The 20,252-nt window shown below is 34.3% G+C and carries 17 protein-coding genes, 3 tRNA genes and 1 other annotated feature; of the genes, 8 read left to right on the top strand and 12 right to left on the bottom strand.

Annotated elements, in window-relative coordinates:
- Positions 1-149: 149 nt before the first annotated feature.
- The 3 genes from HMPREF1864_RS07805 to HMPREF1864_RS07795 all read left to right on the top strand — a co-directional run bounded on the left by HMPREF1864_RS07805 (position 150) and on the right by HMPREF1864_RS07795 (position 408).
- Positions 150-241: transfer RNA gene (locus HMPREF1864_RS07805), tRNA-Ser, on the top strand.
- A 7-nt stretch (positions 242-248) separates the two neighbouring features.
- Positions 249-325: transfer RNA gene (locus tag HMPREF1864_RS07800), tRNA-Ile, on the top strand.
- 7 nt (positions 326-332) lie between these two features.
- Positions 333-408, top strand: a tRNA-Phe gene (locus HMPREF1864_RS07795).
- A 213-nt stretch (positions 409-621) separates the two neighbouring features.
- Here the strand turns inward: HMPREF1864_RS07795 and HMPREF1864_RS07790 are convergent.
- Positions 622-1,146: a cysteine hydrolase family protein gene (locus tag HMPREF1864_RS07790; protein ID WP_062572223.1), complete on the bottom strand. Its 525-nt coding sequence runs from the start codon at positions 1,144-1,146 to the stop codon at positions 622-624.
- A 78-nt stretch (positions 1,147-1,224) separates the two neighbouring features.
- Between HMPREF1864_RS07790 and sfsA the strand changes: the two genes are divergently transcribed.
- The 3 genes from sfsA to HMPREF1864_RS07775 are packed head-to-tail and all read left to right on the top strand — an operon-like array spanning position 1,225 to position 2,641.
- Positions 1,225-1,923, top strand: a complete 699-nt coding sequence (gene sfsA / locus HMPREF1864_RS07785; RefSeq protein ID WP_062572222.1) for a DNA/RNA nuclease SfsA — start codon at positions 1,225-1,227, stop codon at positions 1,921-1,923.
- On the top strand, positions 1,914-2,417 hold the full coding sequence (locus HMPREF1864_RS07780) for a GNAT family N-acetyltransferase (protein WP_062572221.1): 504 nt from the start codon (positions 1,914-1,916) through the stop codon (positions 2,415-2,417). The genes sfsA and HMPREF1864_RS07780 overlap by 10 nt, the downstream gene beginning before the upstream one ends.
- Positions 2,418-2,425: 8 nt before the next feature.
- Positions 2,426-2,641: a DUF6440 family protein gene (locus HMPREF1864_RS07775; protein ID WP_062572220.1), complete on the top strand. Its 216-nt coding sequence runs from the start codon at positions 2,426-2,428 to the stop codon at positions 2,639-2,641.
- A 53-nt stretch (positions 2,642-2,694) separates the two neighbouring features.
- On the opposite strand, the gene mgtE is transcribed toward HMPREF1864_RS07775, so the two are convergent.
- Both mgtE and HMPREF1864_RS07765 read right to left on the bottom strand, forming a co-directional pair.
- Positions 2,695-4,056 carry a magnesium transporter gene (mgtE, locus tag HMPREF1864_RS07770; protein ID WP_231723521.1) on the bottom strand — a complete coding sequence of 454 codons (1,362 nt, stop codon included), beginning with the start codon at positions 4,054-4,056 and terminating at the stop codon, positions 2,695-2,697.
- A complete protein-coding gene (locus HMPREF1864_RS07765; protein ID WP_062572219.1) occupies positions 4,040-5,899 on the bottom strand; it encodes an ATP-dependent helicase in 1,860 nt (619 codons plus the stop codon). The genes mgtE and HMPREF1864_RS07765 overlap by 17 nt, the downstream gene beginning before the upstream one ends.
- Before the next feature lie 109 nt (positions 5,900-6,008).
- Here HMPREF1864_RS07765 and HMPREF1864_RS07760 point away from each other — a divergent pair, with 109 nt between their 5' ends.
- Positions 6,009-6,803: a nitroreductase family protein gene (locus tag HMPREF1864_RS07760; protein ID WP_062572218.1), complete on the top strand. Its 795-nt coding sequence runs from the start codon at positions 6,009-6,011 to the stop codon at positions 6,801-6,803.
- Positions 6,804-6,824: 21 nt separating this feature from the next.
- Here the strand turns inward: HMPREF1864_RS07760 and HMPREF1864_RS07755 are convergent, their stop codons facing one another.
- The 9 genes from HMPREF1864_RS07755 to HMPREF1864_RS07715 form a co-directional block, all read right to left on the bottom strand.
- A complete protein-coding gene (locus HMPREF1864_RS07755; protein ID WP_062572217.1) occupies positions 6,825-7,757 on the bottom strand; it encodes a helix-turn-helix domain-containing protein in 933 nt (310 codons plus the stop codon).
- On the bottom strand, positions 7,747-9,153 hold the full coding sequence (locus HMPREF1864_RS07750; protein WP_062572216.1) for an ATP-binding cassette domain-containing protein: 1,407 nt from the start codon (positions 9,151-9,153) through the stop codon (positions 7,747-7,749). Before HMPREF1864_RS07750 ends, HMPREF1864_RS07755 begins: the two co-directional genes overlap by 11 nt.
- Entirely contained in the window at positions 9,147-9,842 is a 696-nt protein-coding gene (locus HMPREF1864_RS07745) for an energy-coupling factor transporter transmembrane component T family protein (protein WP_062572215.1), read from the bottom strand. The genes HMPREF1864_RS07750 and HMPREF1864_RS07745 overlap by 7 nt, the downstream gene beginning before the upstream one ends.
- On the bottom strand, positions 9,842-10,423 hold the full coding sequence (locus HMPREF1864_RS07740; RefSeq protein WP_062572214.1) for an MptD family putative ECF transporter S component: 582 nt from the start codon (positions 10,421-10,423) through the stop codon (positions 9,842-9,844). Before HMPREF1864_RS07740 ends, HMPREF1864_RS07745 begins: the two co-directional genes overlap by 1 nt.
- 11 nt (positions 10,424-10,434) lie before the next feature.
- The gene (locus HMPREF1864_RS07735) at positions 10,435-12,156 is read right to left on the bottom strand and encodes an ABC transporter ATP-binding protein (protein ID WP_062572213.1); all 1,722 of its coding nucleotides are present in this window, start codon (positions 12,154-12,156) and stop codon (positions 10,435-10,437) included.
- Positions 12,156-13,901 carry an ABC transporter ATP-binding protein gene (locus HMPREF1864_RS07730; protein ID WP_062572212.1) on the bottom strand — a complete coding sequence of 582 codons (1,746 nt, stop codon included), beginning with the start codon at positions 13,899-13,901 and terminating at the stop codon, positions 12,156-12,158. The genes HMPREF1864_RS07735 and HMPREF1864_RS07730 overlap by 1 nt, the downstream gene beginning before the upstream one ends.
- Positions 13,902-14,162: 261 nt before the next feature.
- The gene (brnQ, locus tag HMPREF1864_RS07725) at positions 14,163-15,506 is read right to left on the bottom strand and encodes a branched-chain amino acid transport system II carrier protein (protein WP_062572211.1); all 1,344 of its coding nucleotides are present in this window, start codon (positions 15,504-15,506) and stop codon (positions 14,163-14,165) included.
- A gap of 56 nt (positions 15,507-15,562) precedes the next feature.
- Positions 15,563-15,795, bottom strand: a binding site (T-box leader).
- 189 nt (positions 15,796-15,984) lie between these two features.
- Positions 15,985-19,005: a type I restriction endonuclease subunit R gene (locus HMPREF1864_RS07720; RefSeq protein WP_062572210.1), complete on the bottom strand. Its 3,021-nt coding sequence runs from the start codon at positions 19,003-19,005 to the stop codon at positions 15,985-15,987.
- 12 nt (positions 19,006-19,017) lie between these two features.
- Positions 19,018-19,944, bottom strand: coding sequence for a restriction endonuclease subunit S (locus HMPREF1864_RS07715; protein ID WP_082718933.1), 927 nt, complete (start codon positions 19,942-19,944; stop codon positions 19,018-19,020).
- Between the two features lie 121 nt (positions 19,945-20,065).
- Between HMPREF1864_RS07715 and HMPREF1864_RS07710 the strand changes: the two genes are divergently transcribed.
- Positions 20,066-20,252 (top strand): helix-turn-helix domain-containing protein (locus HMPREF1864_RS07710; protein WP_156435967.1); only part of this gene is annotated, 187 nt, incomplete at its 3' end.

Genomic DNA, 20,252 nt, shown 5'->3' with positions numbered 1-20,252 from the left:
ATACTTAAGCAAGAGATGACCCTAAATTGTTTTAAAAATTTTTAAATAGATTTTTAATAAAATTTAAAAACTTTTAAAAAACAGTTGACAAAAGAAACTCATTACTTTAGAATGAGTAGAGTAAGTTGCTAAAGAGTGACCTTCGATTTGGAGAAATACTCAAGTGGCTGAAGAGGCTCCCCTGCTAAGGGAGTAGGTCCCGAATAGGGTCGCGAGGGTTCAAATCCCTCTTTCTCCGCCAATGGTGAGGGCCTTTAGCTCAGTTGGTTAGAGCGCCCGGCTCATAACCGGTAGGTCCCGGGTTCAAGTCCCTGAAGGCCCACCATTAACTTGCCCAGATAGCTCAGTCGGTAGAGCAGAGGACTGAAAATCCTCGTGTCGCTGGTTCGATTCCGGCTCTGGGCACCAGAATAAGTACCAAGTCTTTGGTACTTATTTTTTTGCTTATTTTTGGCCTCTTGAAATTTTATTTTTCAAGAGGCTTTCTTATTTGAAAAGTTTAGTTCTTATTCAACTAATATTTACTTGTAATTAATTGCATTATAAAAGCACACTACTTTATGCTTGTCACATAATAGTTGTGTGCTTTTTAATTTCTAATTTTTAAATTTTTCTTATTTATCAAATTATTTTTACTTGACAGGACTCTAATACATCTAGGGCTGATGCCTTCTTTTCATCTGTAAGTCCTTCTGTAAGATCTTTATAAAGATAAATATTTTTCTCTGGCAAGAAGCCCTTAACTAATAAAATATTAGAAACCACACAGATGTCTGCAACTAATCCAAGAAAATATATGTCCCCTATTCCCTCTTCTTCATCTAACTTTTTTAAATATTCTCCAAGTTCAACTGAAGCAAAGGTATTTTTTTCAAACTTCTTTGCTCCTTCAAAGGACTTTGTCATCTTTAAGTCTACTGGAATATCGTGACCCCAAGTTCCCTTGATGCAGTGCTCTATTGGAAGATTCTTCCCTTCATTTGTTGAAAGATAATCGTCATAGTGAGTGTCTAGGGTGTAAACCACCTTACCCTTAAAGTCCTCAACTTTTTTGGCAACTTCCTTTAAGAGCCTTTCACCATCCTTGGTCTTAAGAGCTCCTGTAATAAAATCATTTTGCATATCAATAACTACTAAAATGTCCATTAGCTCCCTCCTTTTTCTCTATCTTACTCCATATTTTACATAAATTAAAGTTACCTGTATAATATTTTGGGGTGACTTATGAAATACACTAGCGTAATCAAAGCAGAATTTTTATATAGAAAGAACAGATTTATATCCTATTGCAAGAAGGGCTCTAAGACCTTGGAGGTCTACGTGCCAAACACTGGTCGCTGCAAGGAGTTCCTTATTGAAGGGGTAACAGTCTACTTGACCTACAATGATAACCCCAATAGGAGAACTTCCTACACCTTAATCGGAGTAGTGAAGGGCGACAGACTTATTAATATTGACTCACAAGCTCCCAACCAAGTTGTAGAAGAAGCCTTGTTAAAAAATAAAATTGACTTGGGCTTTAAGTATGAGAAAATTAAAAGAGAATACACTCATGGTGATTCACGATTTGACTTTTATCTTGAAGGCGAGGGACAAAAAGCTCTTATGGAAGTAAAAGGCGTTACCCTTGAGAAGGATGGCATCGTAGCCTTCCCTGATGCACCAACTAAGAGAGGACTTAAGCATGTCAAGGGACTAGATAAGTCTAACAAGGACTTTATGACCTTTGTCTTATTTGTAATTCAAATGGAAGATGTTAAATTTTTTACACCAAATTATTTGACTGACCCAGATTTTTCAAGAGGACTTAGGGAAGCAAGTGAAAATGGTGTAAGGGTCCTCGCCTATGATTCGATAGTTACAAGAAATTCAATAGAACTTAACAAGGAAGTTCCCCTTATTTTGGAGGAAAGATGGAATTAAGACTAGCAAGAGAAGATGATAGAGAAACAATTTTACAAATTTATGATGATGGATCAAAAAAGTTAAAAGCTTTGGGACTTGACCAGTGGCAGGGTAAAGATAAACCAAATCTTGATAATTTTGAAGAACTTATAAATAATAAAAATATTTTTGTTTTGGAAGATGTAGGTAAAGTTGTATCAACTGTAATAATTTACGACTACGACATTGATTATGAAAATAATTTAGATGGGACCTGGCAAAGTCCCAAGTCCTATGTTGCCCTTCACAGGATTGGGACACTTGAGAGCCAAGGAAAGAAGGGTTACGGGAGAAAGATTATTGAACTTGCCGAATCTTATGCAAGAGAAAATAATTTTAAGTCTGTGAGGATTGACACCCACAGGGGTAATAAGACAATGCAGGGACTTTTAAAGTCTTTAAATTATGAATACGTTGGGCTTGTTTATCTATCTGGTAAGAATGAAAGACTTGCCTTTGAAAAAGTATTGTGAGGTTAAAAATGTTTAAAGATAAGGATGACAAAAGATTTATAAAAATTTTTAAAGAAAGAGCTTTTACTGAGTCCATGGAAATTCTCTTGGACACAGAGACTGGAGTAAATTATCTCTACGTCGGTGCAGGTTACGGGATGGGAATCACTCCCCTCTTGGGTCCTGATGGAAAAGTTGTTGTTTCTAGTCAAAGAGAAATTGAAAATTATAAGGAAAGAATGTAAAAGAAAAACCACAGTCAGAAAAGATTTAATCTTTAAAGACTGTGGTTTTATTTTTATATTAATTTTGGTAAAAATACTGTTGCTAGACCTAGGAAGATAAAAAATCCACAGGTATCTGTAAAAGTTGTCAAAAATATTGATGATGCAGTGGCTGGATCAATTTTTATTTTGTCAAGCATAAGTGGAATTAAAAATCCCATAGAGCAAGCAATTATCATATTAAAAATCATTGCCAAGAATAAAATTAACCCAAGATAAAAATTGTGATGCCATAATATAAAGACTCCACCAGTTATAATCCCAATTATTGCCCCTTCAGCAATTCCCAAGATGATTTCCTTAAAAATTAATTTGTAGTCTTCCTTTAGGGATAATTCTCCCCTTGCAAGAGATGTTATAATAATTGATAAGGTTTGACAGCCTGCATTACCTCCCATGCCTGTTACAATTGACATTGCAGCTGATAAGACTACAACCTGAGATATAGTGCCTTCAAATACCTTTACTACTGATGACGCTAAAAAGGCAGTCAACAAGTTAACAATAAGCCAAGGTGTTCTTGACTTAAAGGATTCAAAAATACTTGAGTCATATTCTTCATCCGCATTAACACCATGCATCTGCAACATATCTTCGTTGTGCTCTTGGTCAATGACTGCGATGATGTCATCTGATGTGATTACACCAAGGACTGCCATCTTGTTATTTACAACAGGAAGGATGTCTAACTCGTACTTGGAGAAGAGGTTAGCGGCAACTTCTTGGTCATCTGTCCCATATACATAGAAGTCGTCATCTACCATGAGGTCCTTTAAGAGAGTGTCTGCTTGACAAACTAGGAGGTCCCTCATAGTCACTATACCGCTAAGTCTATGCTTGTCATCGGTAACGAAAATCTTGTCAATAATCTCTGTCTTTGGAGAAATTGAAATTATTTTCTTTACTGCCTGGTCTGCCGTCAAGTGCTCCTTTAGGGCTATAAAGTTTGTTGTCATAATTGAGCCTGCAGATTCTTCGTCAAAGGAGAGAATCATCTTTAAGATGTTTCGCTTATCACTTTTTATAAGTGACAAGATTTCCTTTCTCCTAACTGTGGAAAGAAATCCAATAAGGTCTGCCACAATGGAGTTTTCTATAAAGGCAAAAGTTTCGATTAAGTCTTCATTCGTAAAAAAACTCATTATTATTCTTGCTAATTCTTCTTCTGCCGACTCTAAGAGTAGACCCAGATTTTCCTTGTTTAATAGTTTTACAAAAATTTCTATTTCTTCGTCTTCATGGTCTTCAAGCTCTAGCGAGATATCAACAGGATGGTATTCTTCAAAGAGCTCGTTAGCTTTTTTTTCATCTCTTTCTAATATTATATCTTTTATTTCATCTTTTATTATATCTTTTATTTCATCTATTATGTTCACTGTTTCCTCCTGCTAAAGTCTCTAAGTCTGTAATAAAGGAAGAAATTTCATTTTTCTTTCCATTTGTGTAGTGGGAATACATGAGGTAGAGTTCTCTTTTTGCCCTAGTCATAGCTACATAAAAGAGTCTCCTCTCTTCTTCATAAAGGTCTGGGTCTTCTCTTAGACCCTCAATGCTTGCTGTTGAAGGCAAAGTCCCCTCATACAAGTCTACAATAAAAACTCGAGTGAATTCAAGTCCCTTGGCTGAGTGGATAGTGGAGAAGGTAAGCTTGGCATCAGTGTCTTTGGCCTTTAAGAGGTCGTACTCCAATTCTTTGAGCCTACCAATGAAGAGGTCCAAGGACTTAGTTGACTTGGCAATCATCTTTAGGTAGTAGAGGTATTCGTTTAAGGTCGCTTCTGTTTCCATAAACCTCTTGGCATTTTCTCTTAGGTAGTCGCCATAGCCCATTTCCTTGTCAATATAATTTATTGCCTCATAGACGTCTACCCTTGCAATCTTCTTAAAGCCTACTAAGAGTCCATTGATATTCTTGTGGTAATAAGATGGAAGTCCTGGATAATCCTTTAGGATGTTGAAGATATTTTTTCCACTGTGCCTCTTTAGGTATTCAATGTGTCTTTTTGAAATATATCCCTTTAATTTAAAATAAAATTTTTCATAGAGGTCTATGTCTGAAAGGTCCTCAGCAAAGTTTAAAATGTCCAAGATGTCACGAGTTATAAAGTGGGAGAAAAATTTGGTCTTCTTGTCCTTTATATTAAATTCATAATTTTTTCTCTCAAAGTATTCCACAAGGCCAATACTTGATAAGTTGTTTCGGTAGAGGATAGCTATGTCACCCTCTTCTTTTTTCAACTCTTCTTCTATTAAGGCGTACTGGTCTTTGGGTTCCTTGACCTTAATAATATTTACAGGCTTGTCAAAGGGGTTGTCTGTTACAAGAGTTTTTTCAAACCTCTTCTCATTTTGCCCAATAAAAATATTTGCAATATTTACAATGTTCTTTGTGGAACGAAAATTGTCTTCCATATAAAAGGTCTTTATGTCCTTGTAGTCATCCTTTAATTTAAAAAGTTCTTCGGTGTTGGCACCCCTAAAGCCATAGATGGACTGGTCGTCATCGGCAACGACAAATAAATTATTGTTTGGCTTGGCGATGAGTTTCAAAACCATAAACTGACTCCTTGAAGTGTCTTGACCTTCATCAAGTTGGATGAACTTAAACCTGTCCCTGTACTTCTTCATTATTGCAGGGTCATTCTTTAAGACATCGTAGGAGAGGTTTATCATATCATCAAAATCTATAAGGCCCCTGTCAGTCTTAAACTTCTCATAGGTTTCAAAAAACTTGACAAAATTATCTGTGTCACACCTCTTGGACTTGGCAAAAGACTGTGGCGACAACATCATATTCTTGCAATATCCAACTTCTGAAATAGCAGTTTCAATTCGCTCTTCTGTGGGATAAGAATTATTCACCGACCTGTAAATATCTCTAAGGATCTCGTACTTCTTTTTCATATTGGAGTCAATTAAGCTAAGAGACTTGCCAGACTTCTTGGAATAGTCCCTTACAATTGAATAGCAAAAGGCATGGATGGTGGAGAAGTGAACAGTCCTGTCGCCATCCATTTCTACAAAACGATTCTTTATGTCCACAGCCTGAGCCTTGGAAAAAGTAATTGTGAGGATACTCTTGGGATCCACTCCCCTCTCTATTAATTTTTTGGTCCTGTGTAAGATCATAGTAGTCTTACCTGCACCAGGAACTGCCAACACAAGGGCAGGACCCTCAAAGTGGTCTACAGCTTTTAATTGACTTGGTGTTAAATTCACTTTATCCCTCCTCCTATAGTTTAAACTATAGGGTGATTATTTTAAATCTATTTTTGAGCCTTAGCTTGTGATATAATCTAAGTATATAAGAGTTTTAGGGGGGATTACTATGTTAATGACAAACTTTTTACAAAAGAGAAAATCAGTTAGAAATTTTAAAAAGGACACAGTGCCAAGGGATTCTTTGGAAAATATAAAATTACTTATGGATGACCTAGACCGAGAAGAAGAAGAAATTAATTTTTCACTTTACGAAAATGGAAAAATCGTAGCAGAAGGTCTTAGGGGCAAGGCAGGATACGCAGGAGTTATGATTGAAGCTCCTCACTACATTGCACTAGATATTAAAAATGACAAACCACTTAACATATTAAAGGGTGGTTACTGCCTTGAAAAGTTAAACACAAAAATCGTTGACCTTGATCTAGATACTTGTTGGATAACAGTAGACGATGTTGACCACGATACTAAGAAGGCAATCTTTGGTGAAAAGGGAACAGGCATCGACTATCTTATAGCAATTGGCTACGGTCAAAAGAAAAAATTTTTTGATCCAAAAGTTACAAGCTCAAGACTTACTGTGGAAGAAATTGTCTTTGCTGATACTCTAGGAAATCCAATTTCCATTGAAACTCTAGAAAACTACGGAGTCTTTGATGTCTTCTCATCTGTTAGATTTGCACCAAGCCACAAGAACTTCCAACCTTGGAGATTCGTACTAAAGGGTTCAGTTGTTGAAGCTTACATGGTAAAATCTGATGAAGACTCAAGATCATTAATAGACATGGGCGTTATCCTTTTCTATATGGAAGAAATGCTTAAGACAATTGGCATCGAAAAGAAATGGACAATAGACCTAAAGGACGCAGGTAAATATTATTACATCGCTTTCTTTACTTTATAAATTTAAACATTAAAAAGAAGCTCATTCACTTAGAGCTTCTTTTTTTCTGTATTCACTTGGACTTAGACCTGTAAATTTTTTGAAGGACCTTGTAAAATTCGATGGACTTGTTAGACCAAGTTCCATAGAAATTTCTGTTATGTTTTTATTTGTATTAGTCAAAATTTCCTCTGCCTTAATCATCCTCAAATTATTGAGGTACTTAATAGGAGTGTACTGAAATTTTCTGGTGAATTTTTTGTTTAGGTTTGACTTAGAGATTTTAAATTTCTTTGTAAGCAAATCTAAAGTGATATCCTTGTCTAAATTCTCTTTAATAAACTTTTCAATTAAAATAATTTTTTCGTTTCTTTCTTCCTTTTGATAAGATTTTCTTATTTCAGAAGTTTTTTCTCGCGTGATATCGTAAATTAAATCAAGAGCCTTTATAGAAATCCCTAAGACGTCTTCACTTTTTAGGACTTGAATAAGTTCATTTGCCCTTTGAATTAGTTTTTCATTCCTATAGACAAAACCCACATCCTTTATGGAATTTATTTTTTTCAAAAATTTCCCTAAGATTTTCCCCTGAAAGGAATCCTTCTCTATCTGATTTTCAAAAATAATAAAATTAAAGGCTTGAACCCTGTCCTTGGTTGTATAAGATTCCCTTGCATAGGGAAGGGCCTTGCCAATAAAAATTTCTCTCGTTATTAAAATCTTTGTATCATTGATATAGGTAAAGTAATTGCCCTCATAGCTATAAGAAATCCTATAACCCTTCATCCCCTTACTATTAGAAGCCTGCACTTGGTACCTTTCCCTTAAGTCAATATACATTAGCATAAGTCCAGGGAAGAGTTTATAATTTTTAATTTTATTTTTAGGATGGCTTATTCCTTGATACTCTATAAAATCATCATTATCATCTACGACCTCAAAGTCCCAGGAAGCTAAATACTTATTATTTTTCATTTACAAACTCCAAAATATTTTCATCTGCACTCTTAATAAATTCATAATCGTGTGTGATTATAATAATTGTTTTGTTTTGCTTTTTCATTTCCTTTAAGAAGCCAATTAATTTTTTCATATTCTTTAGGCACAAGCCAGAAGTTGGTTCATCTAACAAAACTATTTCCTTCTTGCTAGCAAGGGCTAGTCCAAGGGCAAGCCTCTGCTTCTCTCCTCCAGATAGGGCTTGAGGGTGGCTACCCTTTTTATCCCAAAGTCCCAAATCACGCAAGATTTTTTCCTTTAAGAGATCATCATCTGATACTATGGAAATTTCTGAGTAAACTGAATCTGTAAATAATTGATAGTTCACATCTTGCATAACAAGAGAAATTTTTTCATAGGGTCTCTTTATCTTCTCAGACCCATAATATAAATCTCCCCTCTGTCCCTTATTAAGTCCACAAACATTTCTTATAAAGGAGGTCTTGCCTATTCCGTTGGCTCCAATTATAAAATAAATTCCCCTGTCAAAAGATAGGTTAAAATCAAAAACTACCTTATCACTCCCCCTATACTTGCAAAAAAAGTTTCGACACTCCATTATCTTGTCATGGTCAAAATTCTTATCAAAAAAAGATTTTTTTATGTATTTATCCTTATTCAAATCTTCCTTTTTTATTTCCCTTAGGGTCCTTAGCTTATGATTTTTTATAAATTCATCATTTACCTCTTCTCTATCGTATGAATTTATTTTTTTATCCTCTATGACAAAGAGCTTATCCATTATGTCCCTTAGGTAATAAAGCCTATGCTCTGCAATAATTATAATTTTTTTCTTTTCCTTTAATATCTCAATAATATTTTTTAATCTCTCAATTGAATTATTGTCGAGAGAGGCAGAAGGTTCATCAAAAATATAAATTTCATTATCCATTAGGGCAACAGACGTAATTGCAACAAGTTGTTTTTCTCCACCTGATAATTTGAATAAATCCCTGTCAAGTAATTTGTCTGTCCCAAAAATCCTTGTATAGTAATCTATTTTACTTAGTATCTCCTCTCTTTTTACATTTCTATTTTCAAGAGCAAAGGCCATCTCATCACTTGAATTGATGCAGTAAAATTGATTTTTAGGATTTTGAAAAACTGTGGAAATATATTGACTCCTATCGCTTATGCCCTGGTCAAATAAATTTTTTCCCTTAAATAAAAGCTGACCCGAAATTCTGGCATTATTTATCTCTGGAATTATACCATTAATTAGCTTTATGAAAGTTGACTTACCTGAACCTGACTGGCCACTTATTACATTTACACTACCCACTTCAAAGGACAGATTAATATTTTCAAATATTGTATTTTCTTTGCCCTCATAATTTTCATAGGCTAAGGATAAATTTTTAAACTCTAACATATTTTCACCCTGATGAATAAAACAATTATAAAAATTCCAAAGGCTATTAAGACATAATCCTGCAACTTTAAGCTTGCATCAGAAATAGATGACCTATCGCCCTCAACTCTCATTCCCCTTGTCATAGCTGATATGGCAACATCATCAGCAGTCTGTGATGTGATCATTAAAAGTGGGACAAACTTATATTCCATAATCTTACCAGGCTCTTTGAAAAAGTTTTTCATACTTAGGCCATGCATATACATGGCCTCATTTATTTTAATGTAATCTTCCTTTATTGAATAAAAAAATCTAAACATTACAGAAACTGGAATAATCAAAAAATTTGGCAATCTTATTTTCTGTAAAGAGTAAACAAGGTCACTCATTTTTGTTGTAACTATAGCATAGTAACCCATCATAACCCCAGGCAAGATTCTTATAATTATCCCTGCATAAAGATTTAAAATCATTGTAAAAAAGTTTTGCGAAAGATTAAGCAAGAGACCTTGTGCTAGGACTGCAACAGAAGTATATAAAAGTCCCTTAATTAAAAGGGACCACTTTCTATCAAATAATGCAAGTAAATAGGGAAAGATTGCTATTAGAATCCCAAGATAATAATATCTCCTTCCAAGAGAACCTTCAATGGCAGCAATCCCTATTACATTTGTTAAAAATATTTTTGTCCTAAAGTCGATTTTCATTAAACCATTCCTGCTTTTTTGAAGTGCTTGTTTAGGATTTTAATTCCAATAGTGCAACCTAAATATCCACCTAACATACCTACTAGAACTACAGGTATAAAGGACCAAGTTGGCATAACAGATAATAGTTTTTCTGCATATTCTGCTCCATAATCTCTATCTATTAAAGATTGAACAAAGGCATCTCTAGCAAAATAAATTGGTATTAAATTTGCAGCTCCAAAAAGCATAAAGACCATGTAGGTTAGTCTTGCAGTCTTTACTGACTTATAACCACCATTTTTTAATATCATCTCACAGATTAAGGACAAGACAATTATGGCAGGAAGAACTATTGCCCCATGACCAGACATTGAAAATACAAGTCCAAAAACTATACCCATTATTAAGACCATACCAAACTTGTCTATCTTTGTTGAATAAAGCATAAAAACTGGTCCTGAAAGTAAACCACAAGCAAAGGGAACTAGTGGCATAAGAACAGGTATAAAACCTATCATACCTCCACACCAAGTTGCCATGACAGTTAAAAGTGAAAATACACCGGCATTTACTAAATCCCGAATTCCAAATTTTTTCATTTTATCTCCTCCTAATATACAAATTCTTCTGACTTCTTTGAGGACTCAATCATCTTCTTGTAAGTCTTGCTTCTTTCTAGTAGTTCTTCATGTCTTCCAAAGTCTTCAATTTTTCCGTCCTTCATAACAATTATTTGATCTACATTTTCTATTGACTTCATCCTGTGGGAGATTATGATGACAGTTTTGTTTTTTGTTAATTTGTTCAAAGACTCTTGGATGTACTTTTCATTTTCCACGTCAAGTGATGCAGCAATTTCATCTAAAAGAATTATTTCTGCATCCTTTAAGAAGGCCCTCGCTATGGAAATTCTTTGTCTTTCTCCTCCAGATAAGTTTGAACCATTTTCGCCAATTTCTGTTTCATATCCCCTTGGCAATTTCTTTACAAAGTCATCGCAGTTTGCAAGTCTTGCTGCTTCAAGGACTTCTTCATCACTGGCACTGGACCTGCCCAGCCTAATATTTTCCATCACTGATCCATTAAAGAGGGTTACATCTTGAAAGACCATAGAAATGTGTTTGAACAAGTCTTGTGTGGCAATATTTTTTATCTCCTTGTCATCAATTGTGATTTCTCCAGAGTCATAATCATATAGCCTTGCCACTAATTTTATTAGGGTAGACTTACCGCAACCAGATGGACCAACAAGGGCAGTAGTCTTTCCCTGCAGAGCCTTAAAGGAAATATTATCTATAACTTTTTTGTCATCTAGATAAGAGAAGGAAAGCTTCCTTCCATCAATGTCAAAGGACTTCAAGTCTGCTCTATTTCCCCTTTGAATTTTTTCATTCCTTAGGGCCTTTATCTTTTCAACTGGCGAATTAATATACATTAACTCTCCATAGAATTGGTTGAAGGCAGCAACTCCATCAATTAATCTTGCTGATGCAAATAAGTAGCCTGCAAAATACAAGATATTTATTTCTCCATCTATCAAGCTGTTTAGTCCAACATATATTGCAAGGGCAAGGGATAAGTTTGCCACAACTGTTGCAGAAACAATGGGGATAACTTGTCCCAATTCCGATTTAATATGCTCCTTTTCTAAAGACCTAACAAAGTCAACACCACTTTTTTCCTTTTCTTCAGTCAAATTGTAGGACTTGATCTCTGTTGATAGGTCAATGAGTTCTTGGAACATCTTTGAGGACTTCCTTTGCTCCTTGTAGTAAGACCTTATTCCCTTCTTTTGCATCCTGCTGGAAAGCAAATTCAAGATAGCAGAAATATAAATTGGAATTATAACTGCAAGACCAAGTTTAAAATTCCCAATCAATAGTAAAATCGAAATAATTATTAGATTTATTATGAAGCCATAAAAGCCTGGCACTGCATGAGAAAGTCCATGCTCAATTGCCTCTACATCCTTCATTATTGTTTGAGAAAGATCTGTTAAATCTCTACTTGAATAAAAGCTAAGAGGCAAGTCCTTAATTATTTCAGAAATTTCTATCCTTAGATTTGCAGACTCCTTATAGGTTTCATTGTAAGTTGTAATGTAGTCCCTATTAATTACAAAAATCATAAGAAGGGCAATTATTATATAGGCGATGACCGTAAGCCTTGGACTAAAGTCCCCTAAGTTTAATAAGCCTTGCATTACATACATAAGAAGAAAAATAGGTAGCATATAAGAAAGGGTCTTTAGGCTGGAATATCTTATTGCAACTAGGGCACCCTCTGCCCCCTTGTCTGTAAGTCCATAGCGATTTTTCAAATAATTTTTCATCAGTCAACCCTCCATTCATTTGCCTTCATATACATTTCCACAAACTTCTTATACTTACCATCTTCCTCATAAAGTTTATGGTGACTACCTCTTTCAACTAGCCTTCCATCTTCAATTAAAAGAATTTCATCAACTCCCCTTATGGAAGTGAGCCTGTGGGCAATCATAATTGTAGTCCTGTTTTTTATTAATTCCTTAAAGGCAATTTGTAATTCATACTCGTTTTCAGGGTCAGCAGCTGCTGAAGCTTCGTCCATAATTATTATTTTTGGATCCTTTAAGAAAATCCTAGCAATACTTACCCTTTGCTTTTCTCCACCAGAAAGATTTACACCTTCTGCTCCAATCACTACATCATAAGCATCCTTGAATTTGTCTATGAACTCATCACACCTTGCAAGTTTTAATGCCCTTAAAACTTCTTCATCAGTGGCATCACTTTTCGCAAGCTTGACATTTTCGAAAATAGAAATACCTTGGAAGAGTTGTGGATTTTGAAAAACAATTCCAATATTTTTCATAAGACTTTCCTTGTCATAGGAAGAAACATTTTTACCTCCAATTAAAATTTCTCCTGAGTCAACGGGATACAAGCCAGAAATTAATTTTGCAATAGTCGACTTACCTGAACCCGAACTACCCACCAAGGCATAGACCTTATCTTCTTCAAGACTGAGAGAAAACTTATCTAAAATTTTATTTTTTCCATCATAAGAAAAGTCCACGTTCTTAAACTCAATATTCTTATTTGTGAATTCTCTTTGACTTCCAAATTCTATTTCCTTCGCCTTCATCTCATCAAATAAATTTTCAAGATTATCAACAGCAGAGTTGGCTTGGAAGATATACATGGCTACATACATAATTTTCATTGTGTTAGAAAAGAATATCCCCATGAATAAAGTGAAAAATAAAATTTTTGCAGCCCAAAGGCCAGGATCAGCTCCCCTGTTTACCATAAAGATTCCAAAAAATATTGGCGTAATTATAAAAATATTTAAAAGCCATTGGAAGAGGACGAAGGGAACCCTACAGGACATAGAATACTTGTAGACCATCTCCTTATAAATGAGGATTGAATCGTAAAGTTTTTTAAAACCAATTAGTGGCGCATTAAAAATCTTTACTACAGGCATGGCCCTTACATACTCAACTGCACCTGCATTCATTTCATCAAGCATATCCATATACTTCTTCATAAAGGACTGATCACCCATCATATTTTTTACAAGGACTAAACTTATTAGGACAATGACTACAAAAAATATTCCAAGATATAAATCCAATAGGAAGGTCAAGATAATCATAAGTATGGGAGTCAAAAATGCTGCAGTTTGATCAGGTATTAGGTGGGCAACAATCATGTGAGTTTGCTCAACATTGTTGTCAATTATTTTTCTCACTTCTCCAGAATTATGTAGGTCAAAAAAAGTATTAGATGCCCTAAGAAGATGCCTTATACCTCTTTCACGAAGACGAGTTTCAAGTCTAAAGCCTGCTAAGTGACTCATCCAAAGTCCAATAAAATATAAAAGACCATAAGCGATAAATAAAATTAAAATCTTTATGGCAAGACTTCTTCCCTCTGACAAGACCCCACCAGTAAAAACATTCCTTAGCAAAATCCAAATTAAATAATAGGCATAAAATTCTAAAACAATGCCCACCATTGTAAGTATACTTGCAAGAAAACCGTGAAGCCTTCTCTCAGGTATGTAGGAAAATAATTTTTTGTATAATTTCAAAATAAAACTCCTCTCTTTATTAAATAAAAATTAATTGATAACAATTATCGAGATTATTATAGTATTTCTTTGTTCAATTTTCTTAACAAAAATTCTTTTCTATTCAAAAAAATTTTTAATTATATTCAATTAGATTTTATTTGTCATATTTTTCTTTCATCACAAGCATACAAAAATTTTTTATTAATCCACTTTGCAAGAAAGCAATAAAAAAAGTCCCACATTCATCATGTGAGACTGTTTTAAAAATTCTAAATTGTTTTACATATAATTTTCTGCTTTTAGACTAGCCTTTGATGGTGAGAATAGCCTTGAGTATCCTTCAACTAAGACTACAGCACAAAGACTTGGTAGGACCCAAGACAAACCACTTGATGCCATTGGAAGGCTTGCTTCAAGCTTTGTCAAAAGAGGTAGACTTAGATTAAATGTTGACTTGGCAACAGACACAAGTGGTAGGGCAACTGCAAAGAAGGCTGATGCCTTATAAGAGTATTTAGAGTAACCAACAAAGTCATGAGTAAATCCTAGAAGTATTAAGACTAGGGCAACTGGATATATAACAGTTAGTAGTGGCACTGATAAAGCAAGAAGTTTATTAAGACCGAAGTTTGCCATTACAAAGGAGAAGAAAGTCCAAAGGAAAACCCATCTTCCATAAGACATCTTGTGGTTAAAGAGAGAGCAAAAATATTCAGATCCACTTGATATTAAACCTATGCAAGTTGTTAAACAAGCAAGAGTAAATATTGAAGCCAAAAGAACTAAACCAAAGTTGCCAAATACAAGCTTAACAGCTTCTGTAAGAACAACTGCACCATTTTCTACACCAGCGAAGGCCTTTGAAGTAACCATACCCATTGTTGAAAGCATTAAGTAAACTACAAACAAAACACTACCTGCAAGTAGACCAGCCTTAGCAGTGTAAGAAGTAACAAGCTTCTTATCTTCAATGCCAAATCTTCTTATAGCAAGAGTAACAACAAAACCAAAGTTAAGAGCTGCAACTGCATCCATAGTGTCGTAGCCTGCAAGGAAACCAGCAACTACTGGGGTATCCTTGTAATTTCCAGTAGCCATTGCAGGAGCCTTTGGTAAAGTCATAACTTTTGCAAACATTATAAATATTAAAAGTAAAAGTGTTGGAGTTAGATACTTGCCAACTCTAGCAACTAACTTGTTAGGCTTTAAGCAAACCCACATTGCAACAGCAAAGAATACAAAGGTATAGGCAAGCCTTACAAGAGATAAGTTAAAAGTTTCAGGTACATAAGGTGCTATTGCCATTTCAAAAGGAACAGATCCAGCTCTTGGTATTCCAAGTCCAGGTCCTATAGAAAGGTATATTGCAGTAGTAAAAACTAAGGCGAACTTTTCTCCAACTCTTGAAGATAAATTTTTAAGTCCGTCAGTCTTACCAACAGCTATAGCTCCAAGGACTGGGAAGATAATTGCAGTGATAGAGAAAGCCAAAAGAGAAATAATAGTTTTGTTTCCTGCTTGGTTTCCTAAAAATGGAGGGAAAATTAAATTTCCAGCTCCAAAAAACAATCCAAAGAGCATTATGCTCACTTGAGTAAACTGACTTCTTGATAAATTTTTCATTCTTTCCTCCTAATTTTTAATTTTATAAATAAAAAAGTCCCTTGTCTAAATAATAGACAAAGGACGAATTATCGCGTTACCACCTTAGTTCTTACAAATATGTAAGCTCTCTTAACAAGCATCAATCAATGCCGAGTATAGATAACGCCTACTAAAGCGGCAAATCTTACTGAGGTTCAGACTTGCATAAAGAAAAAGGATTTTCGAATTTATCTCCATTATAGACTTTCACCAAACGCCTACTCTCTGAAAACTTTAATAAACCTACTCGTTTTTTCCAATATTTTTTATAAATAAAATTATGATTTGCTTTACATTATAGGAAATAAAAATCAACTTGTCAAATGCTTTTTTAAAAATTTTCATTTTGTTAGATTTATAAAATTGAACACAAAAAAACTGTCGCTTTCACAGGACAGTTTTAATTTGAATTTGAAATTTATTTTATAAGACTTCAATAAAAACCTGATGCAAAATTTTAAATTCCCACAAAGACCTCGACAATTTTTCTAATCTTATCAAGGACAGATTCTTTTTTCTTTTCTCTTGCACCATGCCTGCGTGAAGTTGGTGGAAGAATTCGGTCTAGTTCATCCCCTGCATAGTCCACGTATCCCTTGCTAATTGATTTTTCAATAAACCTTTTTGAATCATCCTTTAAATTTTCATCTTCTATCAAGTCACTTATCTTTTTACTCTTCTCCTTCTTTGCAAAAGTGTAAAAAGACTCTAAGATGTCATCAGTATTTTTTAATTCAGACAACTTAGTTGAGTTAATAAAGTTCATAATTAATTCTTCCTTAGCTCTTGTGCCAAGACTGGACCTAATTACCCTTCTTACTTCAACTTTAATACTTTCAACATCTTCATGTTCTTTAGACTTTTCCAAAATTAGAGATAGAATATAGTCGAGATTAATTTCATCAGTTTTAAGCAAGTCGATTTGAAATTCTAGGTCAGAAAAATCAATTCCCTCATCAGACTTGCCTTCCCCTCTAGAACTTAAAACACTTTCTCTAATGTCAACATAGACACTTTTCATGTCTTGCATCTGCCTATCAGAAATAATCTTTTCAAAGTTTTCGAACTCATCAAAGTTTTTCAAAATATTTTCAGACTTGAGGAGTTCTCCAAAAAGTTCTGCAAATTCTTTCTTGTCTGCTTTCAAAACAATCTCTGTTGGGTCTGGAAATTTTGAAACCAACTCATTACAAATTTCTATATAACCCTTTTGAACCTTACCAGTTTCCTCATCCTTAAAACCATTGATGTATTCTTCGTAGGACTTTTCCAAGATGACATTTACGCTGTTCTCGTCTCCAAAAGTCTTAATCGCATCCTTCGTTGCCTTCTCCAAGTCCCTAAAGCAAACAATATTTCCAAAAGTTTTTACCTTGTTGAGGATCCTATTAGTTCTTGAAAAAGCTTGAATAAGTCCATGATACCTTAAGTTCTTGTCAACGAAGAGGGTGTTCAAAGTAGGAGCATCGAAGCCAGTTAAAAACATACCAACAACAATAAGCAAGTCAACTTGTTTATCCTTTACCTTTAAAGATAAGTCCTTGTAGTAATTTTGGAATTCATTTCCATTAGTAGAGAAGTTAGTCTTAAAGTAACCATTGTAGTCATCTATTACCTTATCCAAAAACTCCTTTGCAGATGACTCCATGGCAGAAGGATCAAAATTTTCTTCAGAAATTTCTCCAATAGCCCTTTGCTCTTCATTAGCTGCAAAACTATAAATAGTAGCTACCTTCAACCTCTTATCTTCTGGCAGAGACTCCTGTTGCCTTTGAAACTCTTCATAATATAACTTAGCAGCATCAACACTTTGCACAGCAAACATTGCATTAAATCCATTGAGCCTTCTATGCTTCAAGTCATAAAACTCATTGCGGTGGGTCTTGGTATCAAAGACATCAAGAATGTATTTAGTAATCTCACTTATTCTCTCAGGATGAAGAAGCATCTTCTTTTCTAACTTCTCTAACTTCTTTTCATCATCTTCCTTTTCAGCACTTTTGAATTTAGGCTTGATGTTGTTGTAATCAACCTTGAACTTTAGGACCTTTCCATCACGAATGGCATCAGTGATTACATAAGAGTGGAGTTGTGCTCCAAAAATTCCTGCAGTTGTATCACCACCAAGAGAATTTTCAGGGAATATTGGCGTACCAGTAAAACCAAATTGGTAGTATTTCTTAAAGGCCTTCCTTATATTTTTTTGTGCATCACCAAATTGAGATCGGTGACACTCATCATAAATAAGAACACATTGCTTATCGTAAATTTCATGATTAGGATTCTTCTTCACAAACTCATTTAACTTTTGAATAGTGGTTACAACAATCCTGTTGTCATCCTTTTCGATGCACTTCTTAAGCTCCTTAGTATCCTTGCTACCATTGACAGAGTCAGGTTGAAATCTTTGGTACTCCTTCATAGTTTGATAGTCAAGATCCTTCCTATCAACAACAAAGAAGACCTTGTCAATAAAGTCCAAATTAGTAGCAAGCCTTGCCGCCTTAAAAGAAGTTAAAGTCTTACCAGACCCAGTAGTGTGCCAAATAAAACCACCAGCCTCAGGCCTGCCAAACTTTTTCGCCTCATAGCTAGACCTTATCTTCCATAAAATTCTTTCAGTAGCAGCAATTTGATAAGGACGCATGATCAAGAGAGTATTGTTGACGTCAAAGACACAATACTTAGTAAGAACTTCAAGCACAACACGTTTTTCAAAAAAAGTCCTAGTAAAATCCTCTAAGTCACAAATAACTTTATTCTTAGCATCAGCCCACTCACAAGTGAACTCATAATTATTTTTGTTTTGTGCCGTAGTGTTTGCAAAATACCTAGTATAAGTCCCATTAGAAATTACAAAAATTTGAACAAACTTATAGAGAGAATTATCACTATTAAAACTTTCCTTGCTATACCTGTGAATTTGATTAAAGGCCTCATGCAAGTTTACCCCTCTTTTTTTAAGTTCGATGTGGACAAGGGGCAAGCCATTTACCAAAATCGTCACATCATAGCGATTATGACTTTTGCCCTCTCCCTTCACCTGATTGGTAACCTGCAAGAAATTATTGTGAATATTCTTCTTGTCAATAATCTTAATGTTTTTCAAATGACCATCATCAAAAGTGAAATCATAAATATAATCTTCTTGAATCTTCCTAGTCTTTTCAACCATTCCATCACTGGGAGCATCTAAATACTCAACTAAAAATCTTTTCCACTCATCATCAGAAAAGGAAAGACTATTTAACTTCTCAATTTGTAGCCTCAAGTTCCTATACAAGTCCTCACTGGTCCTCGTCTTTATAAACTCATAACCCTGAGAAACTAAATTATCAATCATCTTCCTTTCAAGGTCACCTTCACTTTGATAGGAAGACTCTCTGGCACTTAAATCCCTTTTAAAATTTGCAAGAATAATTCCATTTGTCATCTCAGCAATAGTCGCCGTATTGTAATTTATAATTTTCTCGGACATAATAACTCCTTTCTACTTAGGAAAATTCAAAAGCCTTTCTCTATAATACTCATACTGTTTTTGTCTTAACTCAATCTCTTTAGGTAAGCCTTCCTTAATGTCATTTACCAACCTATCAAACTTGTCTAGGATAGAAACAACTTTTTCTTGTACCTCCATTGGTGGCACTAAAATTTTATATTCCATTATTTTTTTCTTATCCCCTCTTGGCATCTTCGCACCTTTTGAAAAATTAATATTATAATCAAAAAATTTCTCAGAAGATAATACTTGATATAAATATTTTGGTAATATATTATTCTTCCAATCGTCTTTTATTACAAAAATAAGAACATCTCCATTTGCTCCACCAAATCTATCTGAGAGCCAAATTTTTCTTAAATAAGGTCTAATATTCCCTAACAAAACATCATTCTCTCTAAATATATTAACTTTTCCTTCCGGCGGTAAATAAGAAGAATCAACTTTCCCACATTTATCTTTTAACAAATTATCTACACCAACATAATTGCTGTTGTTCAAGTCATTAACATTAATTTTTTCATTAGAATAATTTGTTATATCTTTTAATAAGAAATCACTAACATTATATATAAATCTAATTCCCACAATATCGCACGCTTGCTTTAATGTAGCAAAGTAACTCCTAAGAGTTATTTTGCGGCTTGCGGCGTGCGGCGTGCTACCACTACTATCTTCAAATGTCAATAGTTTTTCACGATAATATTCATATTGTTTTTGCCTTTCTTCAATCTCCTCTGGCAACAAACCCTGAGTATCAGAAAGCAGGTCTTGAAACTTATCCAAAACCTCAACAACTTTGTTTTGAATTTTTTTATTAGGAATTGGCAATTTTATATTTCTAACCATATCACTTGTTAAAGATGGAATTCCCGTTTGTACATAATTAAATCTGTATTGCTGTAAAAAATAATACAAAAACTTTAAATTTAATAGGAAGATTGTAAAATGAAGTTAGCCAAATAAAAGTAAAAAAGTCATGTAAACTTTGTGATATATTAGTAATGACCAAAAAACCAAATTCACAAAGGAGATTTACATGACTTATCTAAATAATAACACAAAGAGAAACATTAAAGGAAGCCATCTTTCAGAAAAAGAAATGATTTTAATAGAGGCGTATAAAGGCGAAGGATATAGCAATAGGCAAATTGCTAAAAAATTAGGTAGATGCCACCAAACAATAAACAATGCAGTTAAAAAAGCTAGCGTTATTCAAAAGAGAC

The sequence above is a fragment of the Peptoniphilus sp. DNF00840 genome, assembly GCF_001553125.1.
In the GTDB taxonomy this organism is placed as follows: Bacteria; Bacillota; Clostridia; order Tissierellales; family Peptoniphilaceae; genus Peptoniphilus_A; species Peptoniphilus_A vaginalis.
This window is presented reverse-complemented; position numbering and strand designations above follow the sequence as displayed.